Genomic DNA, 21,101 nt, shown 5'->3' with positions numbered 1-21,101 from the left:
GTTCCAGTTGGATTCGGTCCGTTCCGGCCCGGTCCCAGACGGCCTCGGCGCGGCCGACGGTGCGGACGGCCGTGCCGAGGTCTTTCCCACGGCGATCAGGAGCCCCATGCCCATCGACGCAGCCAAGGCGCTCGCCGCCGAACCCCGGACCGGCGAGATCACCTGGGACCACAAGGACGTGCAGCTCTACCACCTCGGCATCGGCGCGGGCACCCCCGCCACCGACCCCGACGAACTGCGCTACACCCTGGAGTCCCGGCTGCACGTCCTGCCGAGCTTCGCCACCGTCGCGGGCGCCGGAAAGCCCGGGGTGACCAGCGGGCTGTCCATGCCCGGCATCAAGGTCGACCTCGCCCGGGTCCTGCACGGCGGCCAGAGCCTCGTCCTCCACCGGCCCCTCCCGGCGACGGGCACCGCCACCGCGACCAACCGCATCGCCGCCGTGTACGACAAGGGCACGGCGGCCGTCCTCGTGCTGCGTACCGAGGTCGGCGACGCCGACGGCCCGTTGTGGACCAACGACGCCCAGATCTTCATCCGCGGCGAGGGCGGCTGGGGCGGCGACCGCGGTCCCTCCGCCCGGCTCGATCCGCCCGCCGGTGAGCCGGACCGGGTCGTCGAGCGGCACGTCCGCGAGGACCAGGCACTCCTCTACCGCCTCTCCGGCGACTGGAACCCCCTGCACGCCGACCCCGAGTTCGCCAAGGTCGCCGGGTTCGAACGGCCCATCCTGCACGGGCTGTGCACCTACGGCATCACGCTCAAGGCGGTCGTCGACACGCTGCTCGGCGGGGACGTGACCCGGGTGCGGTCGTACACCACCCGGTTCGCCGGGGTCGTGTACCCGGGGGAGACGCTGCGGATCCGCATGTGGCAGACGCGGGAGTCCACCAGGGTCGCCGTCAGCGCCGTGGAGCGGGACGACGCGCCCGTCCTCGCCGACACCATCGTCGAACACACCTGAGTCCAGAACGCCGTACGAGGGGAGCCGCACCATGCGCGCAGCCGTACTGCACGAGATCGGCCAGGACAAACTGGAGGTCCTCGACGACGTCGAGGCGGTGGGGTTCGGACCCGGCAAGGTGCGGATCAGGGTGCGCGCCACGGGGCTGTGCCACTCGGACCTCTCCGCGATGAGCGGGGTGCTGCCGCAGCCCGCGCCGTTCGTGCCCGGGCACGAGGGGGCGGGAGAGATCCTCGAAGTCGGCGAGGGCGTCGGCCACTTGAAGGCCGGTGACCGGGTCGTCGTGTGCTGGCTGCCCGCCTGCGGTGCCTGTCCCGCCTGCAAGCGCGGGCAGACCGAACTGTGTCTCGCCGGGTTCATGAACGCCGGCACGCCCAACTTCAAGCGCCCCGGCGGAGACGTCTTCGGTTTCGCCGGCACCGGCACCTTCACCGAGGAGGTCGTCGTCGACGCCGGGTGCGCGGTGCCGATACCCGACGACGTGCCCTTCGACATCGCCGCCCTCATCGGCTGCGGTGTGACGACCGGGCTGGGCGCCGCCCTCAACACGGCGGATCTGGAGGCCGGTTCGTCGGTGGCGGTCATCGGGTGCGGGGGAGTCGGCATCTCCGTGATCCAGGGCTCCCGGCTGCGGGGCGCCGCCGAGATCGTCGCCGTCGACCCCATCGCCTCACGCCGCGAGTGCGCGCTCAGGTTCGGCGCCACCAGGGCCGTCTCCCCGGACGAACTGCCCGACGCCAAACAGCAGGTCACCGCCGGCGAGGGCTTCGACTACGTCTTCGAGGTCGTCGGCAAATCGGCCACGGCACGGACCGCGTACGACACCACCCGGCGCGGCGGCACCCTCGTCGTGGTCGGCGCGGGCGCCATGGACGACTTCCTCCAGCTCAACATGTTCGAGCTGTTCTTCGACGAGAAGCGCGTCCTGCCGTCCATGTACGGCGGCGGAGACGTCCTGCGCTCCTACGAACGCACCATCGCCCTGTGGCGCGCGGGCCGGGTCGACCTGGCGGGCCTGATCACCCACCGGGTCCCGTTCGCCGACGTCAACGAGGCCCTGGACCAGATGCGGACCGGGACCGCCCTGCGTACGTGCATCGAGATGTGAGGACGCCCACCATGCCGCTGCCTCTCCAGGGACTGTCCGCCGTCGTCACGGGCGCGGGCCGCGGGCTCGGCCGGGCCGAGGCGCTGGAACTCGCCCGGCTCGGCGCCGCCGTGGTCGTCAACGACTACGGGCAGGCGGGCCGCGACGGCAGCGGCGAGGCGTCCGCGGGGCCCGCCGAGGAGGTCGCCGCCGAGATCCGGGCGGCGGGCGGGGCCGCCCTCGCGCACACCGGTGACGTCTCCGACTTCCGGCAGGCGGGCGAACTGGTCGAGTCGGCCGTCGCCGCGTTCGGCAAGCTCGACATCCTCGTCAACAACGCGGGCATCCTGCGCGACCGCATGGTGTTCTCGATGGCAGAGGAGGAGTGGGACGCCGTGCTCCGTGTGCACCTCAAGGGGCACTTCAACACCACCCGGTTCGCCGCCGCCCACTGGCGGGAGCGGTCCAAGCGGGCCGGGGAGCCGGTGTTCGGGCGGATCGTGAACACCTCCTCGGAGGCGTTCCTCGCCGGTTCCGCCGGGCAGCCCAACTACGCGGCTGCCAAAGGCGGGATCGTCGGCCTCACCACGTCCACCGCCCTCGCCCTCGGCAAGTACGGCGTGACGGCCAACGCGATCTGCCCCCGCGCCCGCACCCGGATGACCGAGGACGTCTTCGCGGGCGTCGAGCGCGCTTCCGGCAACGGCCTCGACCCGCTCGCCCCCGAGCATGTCGCCCCGCTCGTCGGCTATCTGGCCTCGCCCGCCGCCGCCCGAGTGAACGGGCAGCTCCTCGTGGTGCACGGCGGGATGGTCGCCGTCGTCGAACGGCCGCGGGTCGCCGCCAAGTTCGACAGCAAGCAGGACACCTTCACGTACGACGAACTGGAGGCCGCCCTCGGGCCGTACTACGCGGACCGGCCGGCCGGGGAGACCTTCGCGGCGGCCGAGGTGCTGGGACTGAAACGCGGCTGAGGAACGCCGAACGGCCCCGCCCGTCATACGAGGGTGGGGCCGTTCGCTGTCCGGTCACTGACGTTCCGTCAGGCCGCCGTCTCGGTCTGCTCGGTCTCCGCCACCGGCTTGCGGTGGCGGCCGCGCGGAGCCGTCTCGCCGTCGTGCGCGGAGACCTCACCACGGTGCCGGCCGTGGCCGGCGGAGGTCTCCTGGACGTCGGCAGCGTGCAGCTGGTTCGTGCTGGCGTCGCTCATCGGATGGAATTCACCCCGTCAACATGATCTTTTTACAGCCGGGTGAGTCTAACCGGCACCCCGCACCCGGGATCCAGGCGGCCACGCCAACCGGCACTAGTTCGTTACAAGCCGTCCCAACGGCGCTTGCTGCAGCGGCACCGGACGCGGGGCGGAGGGGGTCGGGGGCGCCGGTTCCGCCGCCCGTTCCGGTTCCGGGGGGTGCCCCGGTGCGGCCGTCGGGCCGGCGGTCCGCGCGTCCGCCTCCCGCCCTGCCTCCTGCCCCGGATCCGTGCCCGGCCGCGGACCGGGCGGCGGCGCGGTGCCGGGCTCCGGGACCGCCGCCGCGGGCGGGCTCACCTGCGCCACGCCGCACGGCACGACCTCCGTCGCGTACGGCAGCCGCAGCACCCCGTCCGGTGTCCACAGGCCGGTGCCCGCCAACCACCCCTCGGGCGCCGGGAGATGGTGCACCCGCCGCTCGGCGGGCCGCCACACGGCGACCCAGCTGCCCGCCGGCCCGTCCACGCGCAGCGCCACCGCACAGCTCTCCGGGGTCAGCACCTGCCCCGGCTGGATCGCGAACGGCGTGACCGCGCAGTCCCGCAGCCGCAGGCACTCCGGGAAGCGCACCGGCAGGGTGCTGCCCAGGACACCCCAGCCCAGCCGGTCCTGGCCCGGCGACGGCGCGTCCGAGCGGACGATCAGCAGTCCGCTGTCGTGATCGGCGAGCAGCAGCCGGTCGTCGCTGTCGGCGGCGATCTGCAAGAGCGGCGACACCTCGCCGCCGCGCTCCAGATCCACCACGACGGCCTTGGTGCGCCCGCCGGTCTCCCGGTCCAGGGCCAGCAGCCGCCCCGCAGGGTCCAGCCAGACCCCGCCCGAGCAGCGGCCCGGCAGCTCGGCCAGTTGCTCGGGCCCGAAGGGGCCGCCCGCCACCAGCCACACCGTCGTCGAGCGCCGGCCCACCGCCAGGGCATACGCCCGCTCGCCGCCGGGGGCGGGCGGCAGCAGCCGCAGCCGGGCGGCCACGTCCGGGCACTCCACCGCGCCCAGGGGCACCTCGCCGGTGCCGGGCCCGGTCGGGTACAGCAGCGAGAAGGCGTGCCGCCCGGCCACCCGACGGTGGATGAGGACCCGCCCGTCGGCCATCGGCTGCACCTCGGTGTCCGGCTCCTCCGGCTGGTTGCGGGGCAGCGGCACCGCGTACGGCTCGGGGCCGTCCAGGGTCCAGCGCTCCGGGAACCAGGAGTCGCCGGCCGACGCCAGGCGTGCGGCGTAGGCACCGTCCGCGGAGAGCGCGCAGCGCGCCGGCTCCGCCCCGTCCCCGTCCTCGTGTCCCGCCGAAGGCTCGATCGCACAGGCAGTCATCGTTCGGTCACCTCCAGTGACGAACGTAGTTTTCGCACGCACAGGCGGGGAGTCCGCACGCTGCAGCTTCACGCATAAGGGTGTTCCAGGAACGATTCGCCTGAGGGAAAGGGTGCATTTGTGCTCGGCGGGGCGACAGGTGGCCGACGGGGGCGGTGGCGGTGGCGGTGGCGGTGGCGGGGGCGGGGGCGGTGAAGGTGGCGGTGCCGGGGGCGGTGAAGGTGGCGGTGACGGTGGCGGTGCAACGCCACAGATCAGGCGGGTAGCCTTGCTGTCGTGCCCCGTCTGTCTGAAGTCATCGCCGCGCTCGAGAACCTGTGGCCCGCCGAGCGGGCCGAGTCCTGGGACGCGGTCGGCACCGTCGTGGGCGACCCGGACCAGGAGGTCAGCCGGGTCCTGTTCGCCGTCGACCCGGTCCAGGAGATCGTCGACGAGGCGGTGAAGCTGGGCGCCGACCTGCTCGTCACCCACCACCCGCTCTATCTGCGCGGCACGACGACCGTCGCGGCCACCCACTTCAAGGGCCGTGTCGTCCACACCCTCATCAAGAACGACATCGCGCTGCACGTCGCCCACACCAACGCCGACACCGCCGACCCGGGCGTCTCCGACGCCCTCGCGGGCGCTCTGGACCTGCGCGTCACCGGACCGCTCGTCCCGGACCCCACCGACCCCGAGGGCCGCCGGGGACTGGGCCGCGTCTGCGCGCTGGACCACCCGCTGACCGTCCGCGAGTTCGCCGCCCGCGCCGCCGAGCGGCTGCCCGCCACCGCGCAGGGCATCCGGGTCGCCGGCGACCCCGAGGCGCTGCTGCGCACGGTCGCCGTCAGCGGCGGCTCCGGCGACAGCCTCTTCGACCACGTACACGCGGCGGGTGTCGACGCCTTCCTCACGGCGGACCTGCGCCACCACCCGGTGTCCGAGGCCATCGCCGCCCACAGCCCTCTCGCGCTGCTCGACGCGGCGCACTGGGCCACCGAATGGCCCTGGTGCGAGCTGGCCGCGAGCCAGCTCGACGAGATCTCCGACCGGCACGGATGGGACCTGCGCGTCCACGTCTCGAAGACGGTCACCGACCCCTGGACCGCGCACGCGGCCGCCACCACTTCTGACCCCCTGGGAGCCCCGAACTGAACGCCGAGCCCGCCGACCAGATCCGACTCCTCGACGTCCAGGACCTCGACGTCCGCCTCCAGCAGCTCGCGCACAAGCGGAAGTCGCTGCCCGAGCACGCCGAGATCGAGTCGCTCGCCAAGGACCACATCCAGCTGCGCGACCTGCTCGTGGCCGCGCAGACCGAGGAGAGCGACACCGCCCGCGAGCAGACCAAGGCCGAGCAGGACGTGGACCAGGTGCGCCAGCGCGCCACCCGCGACCAGCAGCGCCTGGACTCCGGCGCCGTCACGTCCCCCAAGGACCTGGAGAACCTCCAGCGCGAGATCGCCTCCCTCGCCAAGCGGCAGGGCGATCTGGAGGACGTCGTGCTGGAGGTCATGGAGCGCCGGGAGTCCGCGCAGGAGCGGACGGCCGAGCTGACCGAGCGGGTCTCCTCCGTCCAGTCGAAGATCGACGACGCGACCGCGCGCCGGGACGCGGCCTTCGAGCAGCTCGACGGCGAGGCCGCCACGGCGGCCAAGGAGCGCGAGGTCGTCGCCGCTTCGGTGCCCGCCGATCTGCTCAAGCTCTACGACAAGCTGCGCGAGCAGCAGGGCGGCGTCGGCGCGGCGAAGCTGTACGCGCGCAGCTGCCAGGGCTGCCGGCAGGAGCTGGCCCTCACGGAGCTGGCCGAGATCCGCAAGGCGGCGCCCGACACGGTGATCCGCTGCGAGAACTGCCGGCGCATCCTGGTGCGCACGTCCGAGTCGGGTCTGTAGTCGGGTCTGTAAGAGGTGACAGGGGCGGTGGCCGTGCGGGAGTTCATCGTCGAGGCCGACGGCGGGTCGCGGGGCAACCCGGGGCCCGCGGGCTACGGGGCCGTGGTGAGCGACGCGGCGACGGGGGAGACCCTGCGGGAGGTGGCCGAGTACATCGGCGTCGCCACGAACAACGTCGCCGAGTACCGGGGCCTCCTCGCCGGCCTGCGTGCCGCCCATGAACTGGACCCGGCCGCGACGGTCCACGTCCGGATGGACTCCAAGCTCGTCATCGAGCAGATGTCGGGCCGCTGGAAGATCAAGCACCCCGACATGAAGCCCCTGGCGGCTCAGGCGGCACGGGTGTTCCCGCCGGGGCGGGTCACCTACGAGTGGATGCCGAGGGAACAGAACAAGCACGCGGACCGGCTGGCCAACGAGGCGATGGACGCGGGGGCCAGGGGAGAGCAGTGGTCGGAGTCGACGTCGACGGCGGAGCTGGACGCAGCCCCTTCCGGGACTCCTGAAGCCACCGGGTCCGCCCACGGGGACGCCACCGGGTCCGCCCACGGGGACGCCGACACTCGTGCCGCCAAGGCCGTCGCCTCCCCCGGCTGGGCCCCCGCCGACATGGGCGCCCCCGCCACCTTCGTACTGCTCCGCCACGGCGAGACCCCGCTGACACCCCAGAAGCGGTTCTCCGGCAGCGGCGGCACCGACCCCTCCCTCTCCGACGCCGGGCGGGACCAGGCCGAGCGGGCCGCCGCGATGCTGGCCCGGCGCGGCACGATCCAGGCGATCGTGTCATCGCCCCTCGCCCGCACCCGCGAGACCGCCGGGATCGTCGCCGACCGGCTCGGGCTGGACGTGAGCATCGAGGACGGGCTGCGCGAGACCGACTTCGGTGCCTGGGAGGGACTCACCTTCGCCGAGGTGCGCGAGCGCCACCCCGACGACCTGAACGCCTGGCTGGCCTCCCCGGACGTCGAACCCACCGGCGGTGGAGAGAGCTTCGCGGCGACGGGCGCCCGGCTCGCCGCCACCCGCGACAAGCTGGTCGCGGCGTACGCGGGCCGCACGGTCCTGCTCGTCACGCACGTGACCCCGATCAAGACCCTCGTCCGGCTCGCCCTCGGTGCCCCGCCGGAGTCCCTGTTCCGCATGGAACTCTCGGCCGCGTCCCTGTCGGTCGTGGCGTACTACGCGGACGGCAACGCCAGCGTCCGCCTCCTCAACGACACGTCCCACCTGCGCTGAGCCCCGCCGCCTCACGGGCCAGCGCCTCGACACGGCCCCAGTCGCGGGCCGCCACCGCGTCCTGCGGGAGCATCCAACTCCCGCCCACGCACCCGACGTTGGGCAGCGCCAGATAGTCCGGCGCGGAGGCCGGACCGATCCCGCCCGTCGGGCAGAAGCGGGCCTGCGGCAGCGGCCCGGCGAGCGACTTGAGATACGCCGTACCGCCCGCGGCCTCGGCCGGGAAGAACTTCATCTCCCGCACCTCGCGCTCCAGCAGCGCCACGACCTCCGACGTGGTCGACACCCCCGGCAGGAACGGCACCCCGGACGCCTGCATCGCGTCCAGCAGCAGGCCCGTCCAGCCAGGGCTGACCAGGAAGCGGGCACCGGCGGCCACCGACTCCTTGACCTGCCCGGGGCTGATCACCGTCCCGGCACCGATCAGCGCCCCCGGCACCTGCCCCGCGATCTCCCGGATCGCCTCCAGCGCCGCGGGCGTCCGCAGCGTCACCTCGATCGCGGGCAGCCCGCCGGCCACCAGCGCCCGCGCCAGCGGTACGGCGTCGCTCGCGTCCTCGATGACGACGACAGGGATGACGGGCGCGAGGTCCAGCACGGAGGCGGGCAGGGGAGAGGCCATGGCGGTATCCTGCCGCCGACCCAGCAGCATGCGCAAAGCCCATTGCGCATGCTGCAACAGGCGCTGTCGGCTGGGTCAGTGCACCTCGTCCACCAGCACGTCCAGCGCCCACGCCTGCCCCGCCTTGGCCGGCGCCTCGGCCTCCACGACGTACCCGAGATCCCGCAAGGCCGTGACCAGCTCGGCCGGGCCCTTCGGATCGGCCCCGGCGGTCAGCAGGCCGCGCACGATCCGCCCCTTGGTCGCCTTGTTGAAGTGGCTGACCACCTTCCGCGTCGGCGCGTGCAGCACCCGTACCGACGCCGTCCGCCCGGCGACCTCGCCCTTCGGCTTCCAGGCGGCGGCGTACGCGGCGGACCGCAGATCCAGCACCAGCCCGTCCCCGGCCGCCTCGGGAAGCACCGACGTCATCGGCGTACGCCAGTGCGCGCCCAGCGCCCCGAGCCCCGGCAGCTTCACTCCCATCGAGCACCGGTAGGACGGAATCCGGTCCGTCACCCGCACGGCACCCCACAACCCGGAGAACACGAGCAGCGAGCGCGCCGCGCGCCGCTTGGCGGAGGTGTCCAGGGTCGCCAGGCCGAGGGCGTCGTAGAGCACGCCGGTGTAGATCTCCCCGGCCGGCCGCGCTCCCGCCGTCCGCAGCTCCGCGTTCTTCGCGACCTCGCCCCGCAGCCCCTCGCTGAGCCCGAGCACCTCGCGCGCCTTGTCCTCGTCGGCGGCGCACAGCTCGACCAGCTCGGTGAGGACGGCCTCCCGGGCGGCGGTCAGCCCCGGCAGCGACAGGGACTCCGGCTTCAGCGGGGCACCGCGGCCGGAGGAGGCCTTGCCTTCGGACGGCGGCAGCAGGACAAGCACGCGTACTCCTTCGATCGAACTCCGCCGACAGCGTACGGGGACCTGCACCGACCTCAGACTCGACCTCAGACTCGCGCCCGGCCGAGGGCGCGGACGAGGTCGTCGGCGTCGTCGGCGTGAAAACGGACGACACGGACCGCCCGCCGACGCCCGAAGAAGGTGAAATGAGTGACGGGTTCGGTCAGTTCGATCGTGACGGTCGTCTGGGACCCCACCTCGACATTGAGCTCCCCGTCAGCCGGCTCGTGCGTCATCCGCAGCTCGCGTCGCACCGAGGCGATCCGCTCCAGCGGCACCCGCAGATCGACATGGACGTACCGCCGGATCCGCAGCTCACCACCGACCGGATCCAGTACGTGCGGACGTACGACGGACGAGGCGTGCAGCCCGACGACGAAGACGACGCTGTACACGTCCAGGAAGAGGAAGACGGCGTGCACGGCCGGCCAGTCCCGCAGCAGCACGGACATCGCCACGGTCTCGACGACACACACGAACGCGAACCCGAACATCATCGCGCCCTGCCCGCGCGCGTACCCGAACGCCTGACCACCCCTGGCCCCGTGCGTACGCCGCGCCACCCACAGCGCGAGACTCACGAGCACACGCACCTCGTGCCGGATGAGCAGCTGCGCGATCCTCATCGCCGCTCCTCGGTGGCGAGACGCGCCAGCGCCCACACCTCGGGCCGGACCAGCAGCCACGGGATGCTCATCGTCGCTCCTCGGTGAGAAGCCGCAGCGTCCGGCGGATCGCCTCCGCCTGGGCCGGGGCCAGGTCGGCGTAGAAGGCGCGCAGGACACTGTCGTCGTGGTCGAGATCCCCGACCTCCGGGAACAGCCCCGGGGGAATGCAGTCGGCCAGGGCCCGGGCGGCCTCGGCGACGCGCGGATCGTCCGGCTCCGCCTCGGCGAGCGCGTCGAGCAGCGCGTACGTCTCGTTGGCCTGCGCCACGGCCTCGGGATTCCCCAGGGCCTCACCCAACGACGACACGAGCTGCTCCCGTGCCTCGTCCGGCATGGCCGTCTCCAAGAAGGCCATGATCTCGCGGTCCTTGGCGGCCATGGGCGAGTCCGACAGCTGCGCCGACCCGGCGAACAGCGCGGCCAGCTCGGGCGACACCGGCCCTTCAACCGGCAACCCACCCTCCGCCTCCAGCAGGATCCGCAACCGCCCCCGCCGCTCCCGGATGGCCTCCTCCTGCCGCGCCAGATCCTCGTCCAGCTCGGTCAGCACCTCGACCAGGTCCTTCCCGGCCTCGTCCGCCAGCACATCCCGCACCTCGGCGAGCCCGAGCCCCAGCTCGGTAAGCCGCCGGATCCGCGCCAGCACGACAGCGTGCCGCAGGCCGTACTCCCGATACCCGTTCGCCCGCCGCTCCGGTTCGGGCAGCAGGCCCAGCTGGTGATAGTGCCGCACAGCCCGCGTGGTGACTCCCACGGCGACGGCGAGTTCTCCGATCCGCATGGGACCAGTGAAGACGTTGACGTTGCGGCAAGGTCAAGCGACCGGCTTGCCGCCTGACGGCGGCGTCGCTCATGTGCCACGATCGAGGGGCGATTCCCGATCTACCGGACAGGTGATCTTCCGATGTCCCAGTCTGACGGGCGACAGAAGGAGGGGCGTGACATGACTGCCATGGCCCATGAGCCGCTCTCGCAGGAAGGGGTTCTGCTGGAGGGCTTCCTCGCCCTGGACACCCCGGAGGGTTTCCGGGCGGAGTTGATCGAGGGGGAGATCGTTGTGACGCCGCCGCCGGACGGGGATCACGAGGACTACATCGGACTGATCGTGAACCAGGTGATCAGACGCTCCCGGACTGACATGCAGTTCTCGGGCAACAAGGGGTTGAAACTGCGCAGCGGAGGCGGCTGCCCGAAGAACCACTTGGTCCCCGACGGCACGTTCGCTCCCATGGAACTGCGCCTGTACCGGGGGGCCGACTCCTGGATGCCCTGCGACGGCGTCGCCATGGTGATGGAGGTGACCTCCACCAAGCCGCAGGCCGACCGCGAGGCCAAACGCCGCTGCTATGCCCGCGCGGGCATCCCGCTCTATCTGCTCGTGGACCGGGACACGGCCCAAGTCACGGTATTCAGCGAGCCGAAGGACGACGACTACCGCGAGCACTGCGCCCGCCCCTTCGGCAAGCCCATCGCTCTTCCGGAACCGTTCGCCTTCGACCTGGACACGGCCGACCTCCTCTGATCCCCTGTGGGCGGGGGGGCGATATGGGGATGCGCGAACAGACCAGCTGGACCAGGGCACGCCTGGGCCGTGCCGGCCCGCCCCTCGACCTCCTCACCGCCCACTTCGACAGCCACGTCTACGCGCCCCACGCCCACGACGAATTCACCATCGGCGTCACGGTCGGCGGCTCGGAGGTCATCGCGTACCGGGGTGGTCACATCCACTCCTACCCCGGCTCGATCGTCGTCCTGGAGCCCGGCGAGATGCACACTGGTGGCCCGGCCGCCTGCGACGGCTACGCCTACCAGGCCCTCTACGCCGAACCGGCTCTCCTCACCGACGGCACCCTCGGCGGTCTCCCGCACTTCCGCGACCCCGTCCTCCACGACCCGGAACTGGCGATGGCCCTGCGCGCCGCCCACACCGACATCAGCGCCTGCCCCGACCCCCTGGAGGCCGAGTCCCGGCTGCCCTGGCTGCTCACGGCACTGGCCCGCCGCCACTCCACGTTCCGGGCGGCGAGCGACACGGTGCCCGGCGCCGACCACATCGCCAGGTCCGTACGCGACCGCCTCGCCGACGAACTGCTGGACCCTCCCTCCCTGGCCGCCCTCGCCACCGACCTCGGCCTCTCCCGCTATCAGCTCCTGCGCGCCTTCCGCACGACCATGGGCGTACCGCCGTACGCCTGGCTCGCCCAGCACCGGGTCGCCAGGGCCCGTGGACTCCTGGAGTCCGGCCTGCGCCCCGCCGAGGTCGCCGGACTCGTCGGCTTCGCCGACCAGGCGCACCTCACCCGCTGGTTCCGCAGGGTCCTGGGGGTGACCCCGGCGGCATACCGCAACAGCGTTCAAGACACGGCGGGGTGAGGCGGCCGAGACTCGCCGCATGACTGCACGCGGCTGGTTCCTGTTCTCCCTGATGGGAGTGATCTGGGGCGTCCCCTACCTGATGATCAAGGTGGCGGTGGACGCCGTGTCCCCGTCCATGGTGGTGTTCACGCGCTGCGCGCTGGGCGCCGTACTCCTGCTCCCCTTCGCGATACGCCAGGGCGGCCTGCCCGGCATCGTGCGGACCCACTGGCGCCCGATGCTGGCCTTCGCGTGCATCGAGATCATCGGCCCTTGGTGGACCCTGACCGATGCGGAACGCCACCTCTCCAGCTCTACGGCGGGCCTGCTGATCGCCGGCGTCCCAATCGTGGGCGTGGCCCTGGCCCGCTTCTTCGGCGAGACGGAGAGGCTGGGTGTGAGGCGGATGACCGGACTCGGCCTGGGCCTGGCCGGGGTAGGGGTCCTCACGGTCCCGCACCTGACGGGCGGCGACGCGAAGTCGCTGGCCGAGGTACTGGTGACGGTGGTGGGCTACGCGACGGCGCCCCTGATAGCGGCCCGCCATCTGAAGAACGTCCCGACCCTCCAGCTCATCGCCCCCTGCCTGGCCCTGGCGGCGCTGGTCTATGCCCCGGCGGCGGCGATGACCTGGCCGTCGGCCATGCCCTCCCCCTCGGTCTTGGCCGCGCTGGCGGCCCTGGGCGTCGTCTGCACGGCGATCGCCTTCGTGGCCTTCCTGGAGCTGATCAAGGAGGCGGGCCCGACCAGGGCGACGGTCTTCACCTACGTCAATCCGGCGGTCGCGGTGGCGGCGGGCGCGATCTTCCTGGACGAGCAGCTGACGGCGTCCATCGTGGCGGCGTTCACGTTGATCCTCGCGGGCTCGGTCCTCGCCACCGCCGCCGGTCCGCGCCCCCGCTCACGCCCGGTACCATGGTCGACACGGCAGACGAGCCGGGCGGACGGCCGCGTGGAGTCCCCCTGACGGGGAGCTTCCCGAGGAACGTCCGGGCTCCACAGGGCAGGGTGGTGGCTAACGGCCACCCGGGGTGACCCGCGGGACAGTGCCACAGAAAGCAAACCGCCCAGCGCTTCGGCACTGGGTAAGGGTGAAACGGTGGTGTAAGAGACCACCAGTGCCTGGGGTGACTCAGGCAGCTAGGTAAACCCCACCCGGAGCAAGGTCAAGAGGGGCCGCCTTTTCGAAGGTGTCCCTGCGCGGACGCTCGAGGGCTGCCCGCCCGAGTCCGCGGGTAGACCGCACGAGGCCGGTGGCAACGCCGGCCCTAGATGGATGGCCGTCGCCCGGGGCTCCGCGAGGAGCTCCGGGAACAGAACCCGGCGTACAGCCCGACTCGTCTGCCGCTGCTGGCGGCTTGCCTTGGGAAAGGCATCTGATCTGGGACGGAAGTCCTCTTCGATCTTTCGGGGGCTTGCCGCGTTACGCGGCGGAAGTCCCTCGGGCAGGGCTGGATGCCCTGAAACGTTCCCTGGCGCAGATTTAGAGGGCAAGGTCTCTGCGCTGGCCGTTCGCGGCAGCCGTCAGAGCATGGTGCTGGAGCTGCTGGCGGTGGGGTTGGTCTTGGCTCGGAGGGATGACGCGGCCCGATCGCGGCTCGCGCCGGTGACTTGAGCTTCAGGGCGAGGCACTCGCCGGGTACTTCGAGCCTGAGCGTGGGCGCGGATCGGCGCCGATATTCGGGACGCGCTGACCGGCGACATCGACGCGTTGATCGCTGCAGGAGACGTGATCGAGCCGGAGGCCCGGCCTGATGCCGGCCGAGGGTTCCTGATTGACACGGCCGCATTCGCCGGAAGCACCCGGTATCCGGACCTCGATAGGAGAGATCGGACACCCCATTCGCTGCCGCCACTGTGACCACCGGTACGACTGTGAGTACCGCCAGGTACCCTCAAACCCATCGTCATCGCGGCCCGACGGGCTTCCGCTCCACTCCGGTGGAGTCTCGAAGGACATGCCCCCACCCGCACGAGTCTTTTCGTGCTGCCTGGGGGAAGTCCTTGCTGTTCCGCGCGTCCGCGAAAACGGTCGCCGTCATGGCACTCGACGGTTCGCTGTTCCTGCACCTCACCGACAACTTCGTCCACATGCACGGCTATCGGCCCGGCGCCTCGGAGGTGCGTTCCTGGGAGCGCAGCATCCCCGTCCTGGCCGCCGCCCTCAACGACGCCGGCCTGGGCGACGTGGAGGTCATGCTGGAGTACTCGCTCCCGCTGAACAGCAAGCGCGTCGACGTCGTCCTCGCCGGAGTACACCCGGTCACGGGAGAGCCGTCCTACGTCGTGGTGGAGCTGAAGCAGTGGAGCCAGGCACTGCCCCACGAGGACGACCCCACCCTGTGCCACGTCGACGCCTATGCCCACCCGGTCCTCAACCCCATCGAGCAGGTGCGCCGCTACTGCGAGTACCTCGTCAATTTCAACGGGGCGGTAGCCGAACACCGGCATCGGGTGGCCGGAGCGGCATATCTGCACAACGCCACCGAGTTCGGCGTGACCGGGCTGCGGGAGATCGAGCGCGATGGCCACGGACTGCTCTTCACCGCGGAACGGCGGGGCGCCTTCCTCGACCATCTCCGTACGAGGCTGAGCGACGAACACTCGGGGGCCCAGGCGGCGGACCAACTGCGGGCAGGAGCCACCGTGCCGTCGAAGCAGTTGATGTCCGTGGCCGCCGAGGAGGTGCGCGAACGCCAGCAGTTCATCCTCCTCGACGAGCAGCAGGTGGCGTACCGCATGGTGCTCAACGCGGTGGAGAAGGCGAAGCAGGCCGACCGCAAAGAGGTCGTCATCGTCACGGGCGGCCCCGGTACCGGTAAGAGCGTGATCGCGCTCCAACTGCTCGGTGACCTGTACCGCCGCGGAGTTCCCACGTTGCACGCGACCGGCTCGCAGTCGTTCACGAAGACAATGAGGAAGGTCGCCGGAGCTCGCAAGCGGGAAGTCCAAGACCTGTTCAAGTACTTCAACAGTTTCATGACCGCTGAGAAGAACAGTTTGGGTGCGCTGATCTGCGACGAGGCGCACCGCATCCGGGAGACCTCGGCCAACCGCTACACCCGTGCAGCACTCCGCACTGGCAGGGCACAGATCGACGAGCTCATCGACGTCGCCTACGTGCCCGTGTTCTTCCTCGACGAGCATCAGGTCGTGCGCCCAGGCGAGATGGGCACCGTGGCGGAGATCAAGGCGGCGGCAGCGAAGCGGGACATCCCGTGCCACGTCGTCCCGCTCGACAGTCAGTTCCGCTGCGGTGGCAGTGATGCCTACCTGCGCTGGGTGGTATGCCTCCTCGGTTTGGAGCCGGGCGGGCCGGTCGTCTGGGAGCCCGACGACCGTATGCAGTTGTTGGTGGCCGACAGCCCGCAGGAGATGGAGGCCTTCCTCGAAGCCCGTCGGTCCCGGGGCTACGGGGCCCGTATGTCCGCAGGCTACTGCTGGCGCTGGTCCCCGGAACCCAAGCCAGGCGAGCCGCTCGCGACCGATGTCGTCATCGGCGACTGGGCCCGCCCGTGGAACCTGCGCGGCGACCGCTCCGTCTCCGGCGCGCCCCCGGCCGCGCTCTGGGCCACCGACCCGGCGGGCTTCGGACAGGTCGGCTGCGTCTACACCGCGCAGGGCTTCGAGTACGACTGGTCCGGCGTCATCATCGGTCCCGACCTGGTCTGGCGCGGCGACCGCTGGATCACGGACCGCACGGCATCGAAGGACCCGGTCTTCAAGAAGTCCACGCCCGACACGGACGTGGACCGCCTGATCCGTAACACATACAAGGTGCTGCTGACCCGGGGCATGGTCGGCACGATCGTGTACTCGACGGACCCGGAGACACGGGAGAAGCTACGGGAGCTGGCGGGCGGACACCGGGACCGGGAACCCGCCACGGTCTGACGGGGCAGCGGGAAGCCCGGCGGGAGCGGCAGGCGGAACGGATAGCCCATCCTCTCTGCCGCTTTCGCGATCTCGTGCCCACGGCACTGACAGCGTGATCCGGCCACGGTCCTTGCGGTTCAGGCCGACAGCCGCTCTGTCGCCCCCCTGTAGGCCATCGCCTCCTTAAGATCATCGGTACCAATTGCGGCCCGACGGGCTTCCTCACGAGGACACGCCCCCATCCGCACGAGTCATTCGTGCCCTGGGGGAACCACCTCGTGTCCATGCTCCTGCTGAAGCTGGCAGCGCAGGATCTGCTCACCTTGAACGCCAGACGCCGCATGGTGCCGCATCTAGCCGCCAGGTGGCGGCATTTCCGGGGAGCGGATGCGTCGCTGACGGAGCGTTCCGCTTGGGCGGAAAGCCTGGTGAGCCTCGCCAACGACCTGGTCGCCGCCGGTCGCGGGAACGTGGAGATGATCGTCGAGTGTGCTGCCACCCTCAGCGAGAGTGACCGCCCGGATGGCCCCCGGCTCATCGATGTCGTTCTCGTGGGCCATCATCCACACCGGCGTCAGCTGTCCGTGCAACTCGTCGAACTGAAGCGCTGGTCGATGGTGACCAGGGTGGAGCAGGCAACCGCTGACCTCGTGCACGTACCGGGGATGGGCAGGAAGAAGCACCCGGCACTGCAGTTGCGCGAGTACTACGAGGCTTTCACGGGCACCGGCGGGCCGCTGAGCGGACTCGACTTCGAATGCGGCGGCTTCGCCTACCTGCACAACGCCACGGACGAGTCCGTACGGCCCTTGATAGACATCGACATGCCGACCGGCTCCTACGCCCGTGTGTACACCAATGACGGGCGAGGGAAGCTGCTGACCGACCTCCGCGAGAACTTCGCCGAGGAAGGTGGCGCCTCTGCGGCCGAAGTACTCATGCGGAGCATGGGGTTACGCAACACGCCGTTGCTCGACGCCATGATCTGGTCGCGCGGAGAGGACACTGTGTTCACCTTGCGCGGGCGGCAGAAGGAGGTCGCCGACCAGATCCTGGACACGGCCTCCAAGGTCCTCCCCGACCCCTTGAATCCAGCCCTCGTCCCCGACGAGCGGCGCGTGGTCTTCCTGGTGACAGGTGGCGCCGGGACCGGCAAGAGCGCCATCGGACTGCAGATCAAGGCGGAGTTGGAAGCTCGAGGCCAGACGGTCAAGTACGCCAGCGGCAGCAGGGCCTTCAATGGCGCCATCCAGGAGCATGTCGGCTATGGAGAGCGGGAGTTCCGCGAAACCTTCACCTACTTCAGCAGCTTCGTCACCCCGCCGGATCCGCCTCTGGACGTGCTGATCTGCGACGAGGCGCACCGCATCCGGGACCGTTCGACGAACCGTTTCTGGAAGCCCGAGCAGCAGGGCACCCAGCCCCAGGTGGACGAGTTGCTCGACGCGTCCCGGCTGACGGTTTTCTTCCTGGACGAGGGGCAGTCCGTGCGACCGAACGAGGTCGGCACCGTCGGCCTGATCGAGGACGCGGCCAGGCGACGCAACGCCCAACTCGTGCGCTACGGCCTTCGGGAGCAGTTCCGATGTGGTGGCAGCGACGCCTACATCCGCTGGGTGCGCGCTGTGCTCGGGGTGACGGACGACGCACCGGGGCGGTGGACACCGGACGGACTGATGCACGTGGAGGTGGCGGACACCCCGGATGAACTCGAACGCATCATCCGCAGCGAAGCTTTGGCCGGCGCCTCCGCGCGCATGGTCGGCGGCTACTGCTGGCCCTGGACGAAGCCTCTCGGCGAGGAGAAGCGACTGGAGGCCGACGTCCGCATCGGCGACTGGCACAGGCCGTGGAACGCGGACAGCGACAGCTTCTGCGAGAACGACGCGCCACCGTCGAAGATCTGGTCCGTGCACAAGAACGGTCTCGACCAGATCGGCTGTGTGTATACGGCGCAGGGTCTCGAATGGGACTGGTGCGGCGTGATCATGGGTGAGGACATGATGCGCCGCGACGGCCAGTGGGTGTTCCGGCGGGGCAAGGAGCACGAGGAGCCGGAAACGGGAATCAAGCGCGTCGCCACGCCGGGGTCGTTCGACCCGAAAGTGAAGGCCGGCAGTGTGGACGACGGGGAATTCGCCCGACTGGTCCGGCATGCCTACCACGTGCTGATGACTCGGGCGAGCCGTGCGACGGTGCTCTACTCCACGGACGAGGAGACCCGGACCTACCTGAAGGAACTCGTCGGCGAGGTCCAGATCCACGGACTGCGCCCCACCTGGGAGAACCTGCCGAGGGAAGCGCGCGTACCGCACCTGCCCCGGCCCCGGAGAGGAAAGAGCCGCCGCAGGAACCGGAACACGCCGGGCTCGGAGGGATCCGATCTGCGTCTGTTCTGACGGGTGCCGGCACTGACGCGGAGTGGCGGGCTCTCCGGGCCCGCCACATGTCTGGTCAGAGGACCAGGCGCGCTGCCGCGGTCAGGGCCGCCACCACGAGATTGGCGATGACACCTACGGCGACGTCGACCAGAATCTCGCGAAGCCGGTTACGACGTGCAGGCTTGTACTCAACGGGGTTCATGGGTAACCACTCCTTGGCGTGAGCTGGGAATGGCAGGGACGGCCCTACCGGGCATCCGCACTCACACCACGTGCAGCACGCGGTGGAAACCACTCGTCAGTCACAGCCGAGGACCGGCGCCTGAACGCCGCCGACGTACCCTCCGGGAAGGTGCGCAGCGGGAAACAACGTAGTGCAGCACCAAAATGTCGGTAGCCAATTTCGGCCACCGTGATCGCCGTCGTGGTGGCTCGTCGCTCTACGGCACCTTCCGTGGCGTGGCGTACCAGCTTCCTGGCCATGCGAGTCCGTATGTCCGGTAGTCCCGTCCTTCACAGCCTCTTCTCGCCACAGGCAGCCACTAGGATCGGCGTCGAGGGCCTGAGCATGGGGAACGGCGCTCCTGCGCGAGCAGTTCGCCCTCAGTATGGGCTGACTCCGCTCGGGGTGCCTCCGGCGTTCGCCGGAGGCACCCCGAGCGGTGTAACGGCGGCAGCCACGCAACCACTCGGGAAGCTACGTGAGGCGGCGGCCCCTGTTGCGGTTCGCGAAGGGCCGCTTCCCGTAGAGTCCGATGAACTCGGTGAGCAGCTGAGCTTCAGGTTCGCCAGGGTCTCGGTCCGGCGTCGGCAGCCATCCGACCAGCAGCGAGTCTGAGTCCCCAGTGGCCAACCGCTTCCCCGGCGCCGTGGCACCGGTACTCATCGAGCCGCTTCCGGAGTCCGCGCCGACCGCTCCTGCCTGTGGCTGCCTTGCCGACGTACAGCAGCATGGCTTCACCCACCCAGGCGTCGGCCAACGCGTCGAGAGACACGGAGGGACCACGGCCCTGGAAATGCCCAGCCGGACTCCGCGGCAGGAAGTGACGACGCCCCCGTCCAGGACGGCTCCAGGGCGGTGGGTCTCTTTACGCAGCCATCAAGGTAGCCACACAAGTCACTCGTCTGCCGCTGCTGGTGCGGGGGCAGGGGTGGCTCCACTGGGACGACGGACGACGTGGGGGTGAACTCTGCGCAGCAGCGCACCGTCCGGCCCGACCGCAAGCCCCTGAGGCCCTCCGAGCCCGTCCACGACGCCCCCGCTTCCCCGTCCTCCTCGAGCCGCAGCACCGCGCCGAGCCGCTCGTCGCTGACGTGACAGCGCCCGTGCGCGTCGAAGCTACGTCCACGGGCCGGTCCTGCCCCTCGGCGAGCACGATGCGGGTGTCGCTGTCGCCGATGGCCACCGATCCGACCTCGGGAACCGCCGTGGCGGAAACGTGCGCAAACCCCGCGACGGACCCCCCGCCCTCCCCCGTAGAGCAGACGACGAGAAGAGCTCAAAGGGAGGGGAGCAGGACGTGGCAGGGCACAGGGGCGGACGCGTCAGAGGTGCGGCGGTCGCAGTGGCGGCGATGGTGGCGCTCACCGCGTCACAGGCGCCGGGGGCCGTCCCGGCGCGGGCAGCCGCAGCGGCGCGCGGTCAGGCACCTGCCCAGGACGGACCGAGCATGTCCGGTGACGCGCCGTACAGGACCGAGCTGCCGCCGCTGCGGACCGGGAAGCCCACAGGCGGCGGGGCGGCGGTGGAGGTGGGTGGTGCGCTGCCGGCGAGCGTGTTCGCCGCCTATCTGCGGGCCGAGGACCGGCTCGCGCGCGAGGCGCCCGGCTGCCGGCTGCGGTGGCAGCTGCTGGCGGCGATCGGGCAGGTGGAGTCGGGACAGGCGCGGGGCGGCAGGGTGGCGTCGGACGGTACGACCTTGGCGCCGATCCTCGGGCCGCGGCTGGACGGCGTGGCCTTCGCGCTGATCCGGGACACCGACGGCGGCGCTCATGACGGGGACACGGCCTACGACCGCGCGGTCGGGCCGATGCAGTTCATCCCGTCGACCTGGGCCCGCTGGGGCGCGGACGGCAACGGCGACGGGCGTACGGATCCGAACAACGTCTTCGACGCGGCACTCGCCGCCGGACGGTATCTGTGTGCGGGCGGGCGGGATCTTTCCGTTCCCGCCGCGCTGGACCGGGCGATCCTGGGCTACAACCACTCGGCGGCATATTTGCGCACGGTCCGGGCCTGGTACGCGTACTTCCTGGAAGGGCACCGGGTGGTGCCGGACCGCTCCGCCGGGTCCGCCTCCGCGCGCTCCGAGCCGTCACGATCGCCCTCGAAGCCGGAACGAGCCGCATCCACCCCTTCCGGCCGTCCGACCGCCATCCCGTCCCGCCCGTCGTCGGCCCCCGCCTCACCGGTCCCCACCTCGTCCCGTCCGGCCGCCGAGCCCCCGGAGACGGAGGAGCCGCAACTCACCGTCCCCGACCCGGACATGGAGCGCCCCGTCGACGACCTGCTGCCCAGCGCCGCCCCACTGACCAGTAACAACGCGGACTCGATGACCGCCGCCCCCTCCACAACCGCCGATACTGGGCGGTAATGTCGCCC

18 protein-coding genes, 1 other RNA gene and 1 pseudogene are annotated in these 21,101 nt (G+C 71.1%); 13 read left to right on the top strand and 7 right to left on the bottom strand.

Going from position 1 to position 21,101, the window contains the following annotated elements:
* The first annotated feature begins 106 nt into the window (after nucleotides 1-106).
* From OHU35_RS12570 to OHU35_RS12560, 3 genes are read left to right on the top strand one after another with little or no spacing between them, the layout of a single operon-like run.
* Nucleotides 107-964 (top strand): MaoC/PaaZ C-terminal domain-containing protein, encoded by an 858-nt coding sequence (locus OHU35_RS12570; RefSeq protein WP_405505327.1) that lies wholly within the window; start codon nucleotides 107-109, stop codon nucleotides 962-964.
* Nucleotides 965-995: 31 nt separating this feature from the next.
* Nucleotides 996-2,072: a Zn-dependent alcohol dehydrogenase gene (locus OHU35_RS12565; protein ID WP_405505326.1), complete on the top strand. Its 1,077-nt coding sequence runs from the start codon at nucleotides 996-998 to the stop codon at nucleotides 2,070-2,072.
* A gap of 11 nt (nucleotides 2,073-2,083) precedes the next feature.
* A complete protein-coding gene (locus OHU35_RS12560) occupies nucleotides 2,084-3,025 on the top strand; it encodes a 3-oxoacyl-ACP reductase (protein WP_405505325.1) in 942 nt (313 codons plus the stop codon).
* Nucleotides 3,026-3,093: 68 nt separating this feature from the next.
* Here the strand turns inward: OHU35_RS12560 and OHU35_RS12555 are convergent, their stop codons facing one another.
* Both OHU35_RS12555 and OHU35_RS12550 read right to left on the bottom strand, forming a co-directional pair.
* Nucleotides 3,094-3,261, bottom strand: a complete 168-nt coding sequence (locus OHU35_RS12555) for a hypothetical protein (RefSeq protein WP_359896348.1) — start codon at nucleotides 3,259-3,261, stop codon at nucleotides 3,094-3,096.
* Nucleotides 3,262-3,357: 96 nt separating this feature from the next.
* On the bottom strand, nucleotides 3,358-4,611 hold the full coding sequence (locus tag OHU35_RS12550; RefSeq protein WP_405505324.1) for a hypothetical protein: 1,254 nt from the start codon (nucleotides 4,609-4,611) through the stop codon (nucleotides 3,358-3,360).
* Nucleotides 4,612-4,887: 276 nt separating this feature from the next.
* Between OHU35_RS12550 and OHU35_RS12545 the strand changes: the two genes are divergently transcribed.
* Genes OHU35_RS12545 through OHU35_RS12535 form a run of 3 tightly spaced genes read left to right on the top strand, consistent with a single transcriptional unit; the run spans nucleotide 4,888 to nucleotide 7,721 of the window.
* Nucleotides 4,888-5,745: a Nif3-like dinuclear metal center hexameric protein gene (locus OHU35_RS12545; protein WP_405505323.1), complete on the top strand. Its 858-nt coding sequence runs from the start codon at nucleotides 4,888-4,890 to the stop codon at nucleotides 5,743-5,745.
* A complete protein-coding gene (locus tag OHU35_RS12540) occupies nucleotides 5,742-6,485 on the top strand; it encodes a zinc ribbon domain-containing protein (RefSeq protein ID WP_189725048.1) in 744 nt (247 codons plus the stop codon). The genes OHU35_RS12545 and OHU35_RS12540 overlap by 4 nt, the downstream gene beginning before the upstream one ends.
* A 33-nt stretch (nucleotides 6,486-6,518) precedes the next feature.
* Nucleotides 6,519-7,721 (top strand): bifunctional RNase H/acid phosphatase, encoded by a 1,203-nt coding sequence (locus OHU35_RS12535; protein ID WP_405509213.1) that lies wholly within the window; start codon nucleotides 6,519-6,521, stop codon nucleotides 7,719-7,721.
* On the opposite strand, the gene OHU35_RS12530 is transcribed toward OHU35_RS12535, so the two are convergent.
* The 4 genes from OHU35_RS12530 to OHU35_RS12515 form a co-directional block, all read right to left on the bottom strand.
* On the bottom strand, nucleotides 7,696-8,343 hold the full coding sequence (locus tag OHU35_RS12530; protein WP_405505322.1) for a bifunctional 4-hydroxy-2-oxoglutarate aldolase/2-dehydro-3-deoxy-phosphogluconate aldolase: 648 nt from the start codon (nucleotides 8,341-8,343) through the stop codon (nucleotides 7,696-7,698). The genes OHU35_RS12535 and OHU35_RS12530 overlap by 26 nt on opposite strands.
* A gap of 75 nt (nucleotides 8,344-8,418) precedes the next feature.
* Complete coding sequence (yaaA, locus tag OHU35_RS12525) at nucleotides 8,419-9,201, bottom strand: peroxide stress protein YaaA (RefSeq protein ID WP_359896352.1); 783 nt, start codon at nucleotides 9,199-9,201, stop codon at nucleotides 8,419-8,421.
* Between the two features lie 65 nt (nucleotides 9,202-9,266).
* A complete protein-coding gene (locus OHU35_RS12520; RefSeq protein WP_405505321.1) occupies nucleotides 9,267-9,845 on the bottom strand; it encodes a hypothetical protein in 579 nt (192 codons plus the stop codon).
* 67 nt (nucleotides 9,846-9,912) lie between these two features.
* Nucleotides 9,913-10,668: a MerR family transcriptional regulator gene (locus tag OHU35_RS12515; RefSeq protein ID WP_189724751.1), complete on the bottom strand. Its 756-nt coding sequence runs from the start codon at nucleotides 10,666-10,668 to the stop codon at nucleotides 9,913-9,915.
* 162 nt (nucleotides 10,669-10,830) lie between these two features.
* Here OHU35_RS12515 and OHU35_RS12510 point away from each other — a divergent pair, with 162 nt between their 5' ends.
* From OHU35_RS12510 to OHU35_RS12485, 6 genes and pseudogenes are all read left to right on the top strand, one after another.
* The gene (locus tag OHU35_RS12510; protein ID WP_405505320.1) at nucleotides 10,831-11,409 is read left to right on the top strand and encodes a Uma2 family endonuclease; all 579 of its coding nucleotides are present in this window, start codon (nucleotides 10,831-10,833) and stop codon (nucleotides 11,407-11,409) included.
* A gap of 23 nt (nucleotides 11,410-11,432) precedes the next feature.
* On the top strand, nucleotides 11,433-12,260 hold the full coding sequence (locus OHU35_RS12505) for an AraC family ligand binding domain-containing protein (protein WP_405505319.1): 828 nt from the start codon (nucleotides 11,433-11,435) through the stop codon (nucleotides 12,258-12,260).
* Between the two features lie 19 nt (nucleotides 12,261-12,279).
* Nucleotides 12,280-13,059 (top strand): annotated as a pseudogene (locus tag OHU35_RS12500) (DMT family transporter); the annotation flags it as partial.
* A 115-nt stretch (nucleotides 13,060-13,174) separates the two neighbouring features.
* Nucleotides 13,175-13,586, top strand: an RNA gene (rnpB, locus tag OHU35_RS12495) — RNase P RNA component class A.
* Between the two features lie 660 nt (nucleotides 13,587-14,246).
* Nucleotides 14,247-16,136 carry a DUF2075 domain-containing protein gene (locus OHU35_RS12490; RefSeq protein WP_359896355.1) on the top strand — a complete coding sequence of 630 codons (1,890 nt, stop codon included), beginning with the start codon at nucleotides 14,247-14,249 and terminating at the stop codon, nucleotides 16,134-16,136.
* Nucleotides 16,137-16,546: 410 nt separating this feature from the next.
* Nucleotides 16,547-18,517: a DUF2075 domain-containing protein gene (locus tag OHU35_RS12485; protein ID WP_405505318.1), complete on the top strand. Its 1,971-nt coding sequence runs from the start codon at nucleotides 16,547-16,549 to the stop codon at nucleotides 18,515-18,517.
* A gap of 55 nt (nucleotides 18,518-18,572) precedes the next feature.
* On the opposite strand, the gene OHU35_RS12480 is transcribed toward OHU35_RS12485, so the two are convergent.
* Nucleotides 18,573-18,701: a DUF6408 family protein gene (locus OHU35_RS12480; RefSeq protein WP_359896357.1), complete on the bottom strand. Its 129-nt coding sequence runs from the start codon at nucleotides 18,699-18,701 to the stop codon at nucleotides 18,573-18,575.
* A gap of 1,372 nt (nucleotides 18,702-20,073) precedes the next feature.
* On the opposite strand from OHU35_RS12480, the gene OHU35_RS12475 reads away from it, so the two are divergent.
* The gene (locus OHU35_RS12475; RefSeq protein WP_405509211.1) at nucleotides 20,074-21,093 is read left to right on the top strand and encodes a lytic murein transglycosylase; all 1,020 of its coding nucleotides are present in this window, start codon (nucleotides 20,074-20,076) and stop codon (nucleotides 21,091-21,093) included.
* The last annotated feature ends 8 nt before the right edge of the window (nucleotides 21,094-21,101 follow it).

The sequence above is a fragment of the Streptomyces purpurascens genome (genome assembly GCF_045040895.1).
Lineage (GTDB): Bacteria > Actinomycetota > Actinomycetes > Streptomycetales > Streptomycetaceae > Streptomyces > Streptomyces purpurascens.
This window is presented reverse-complemented; position numbering and strand designations above follow the sequence as displayed.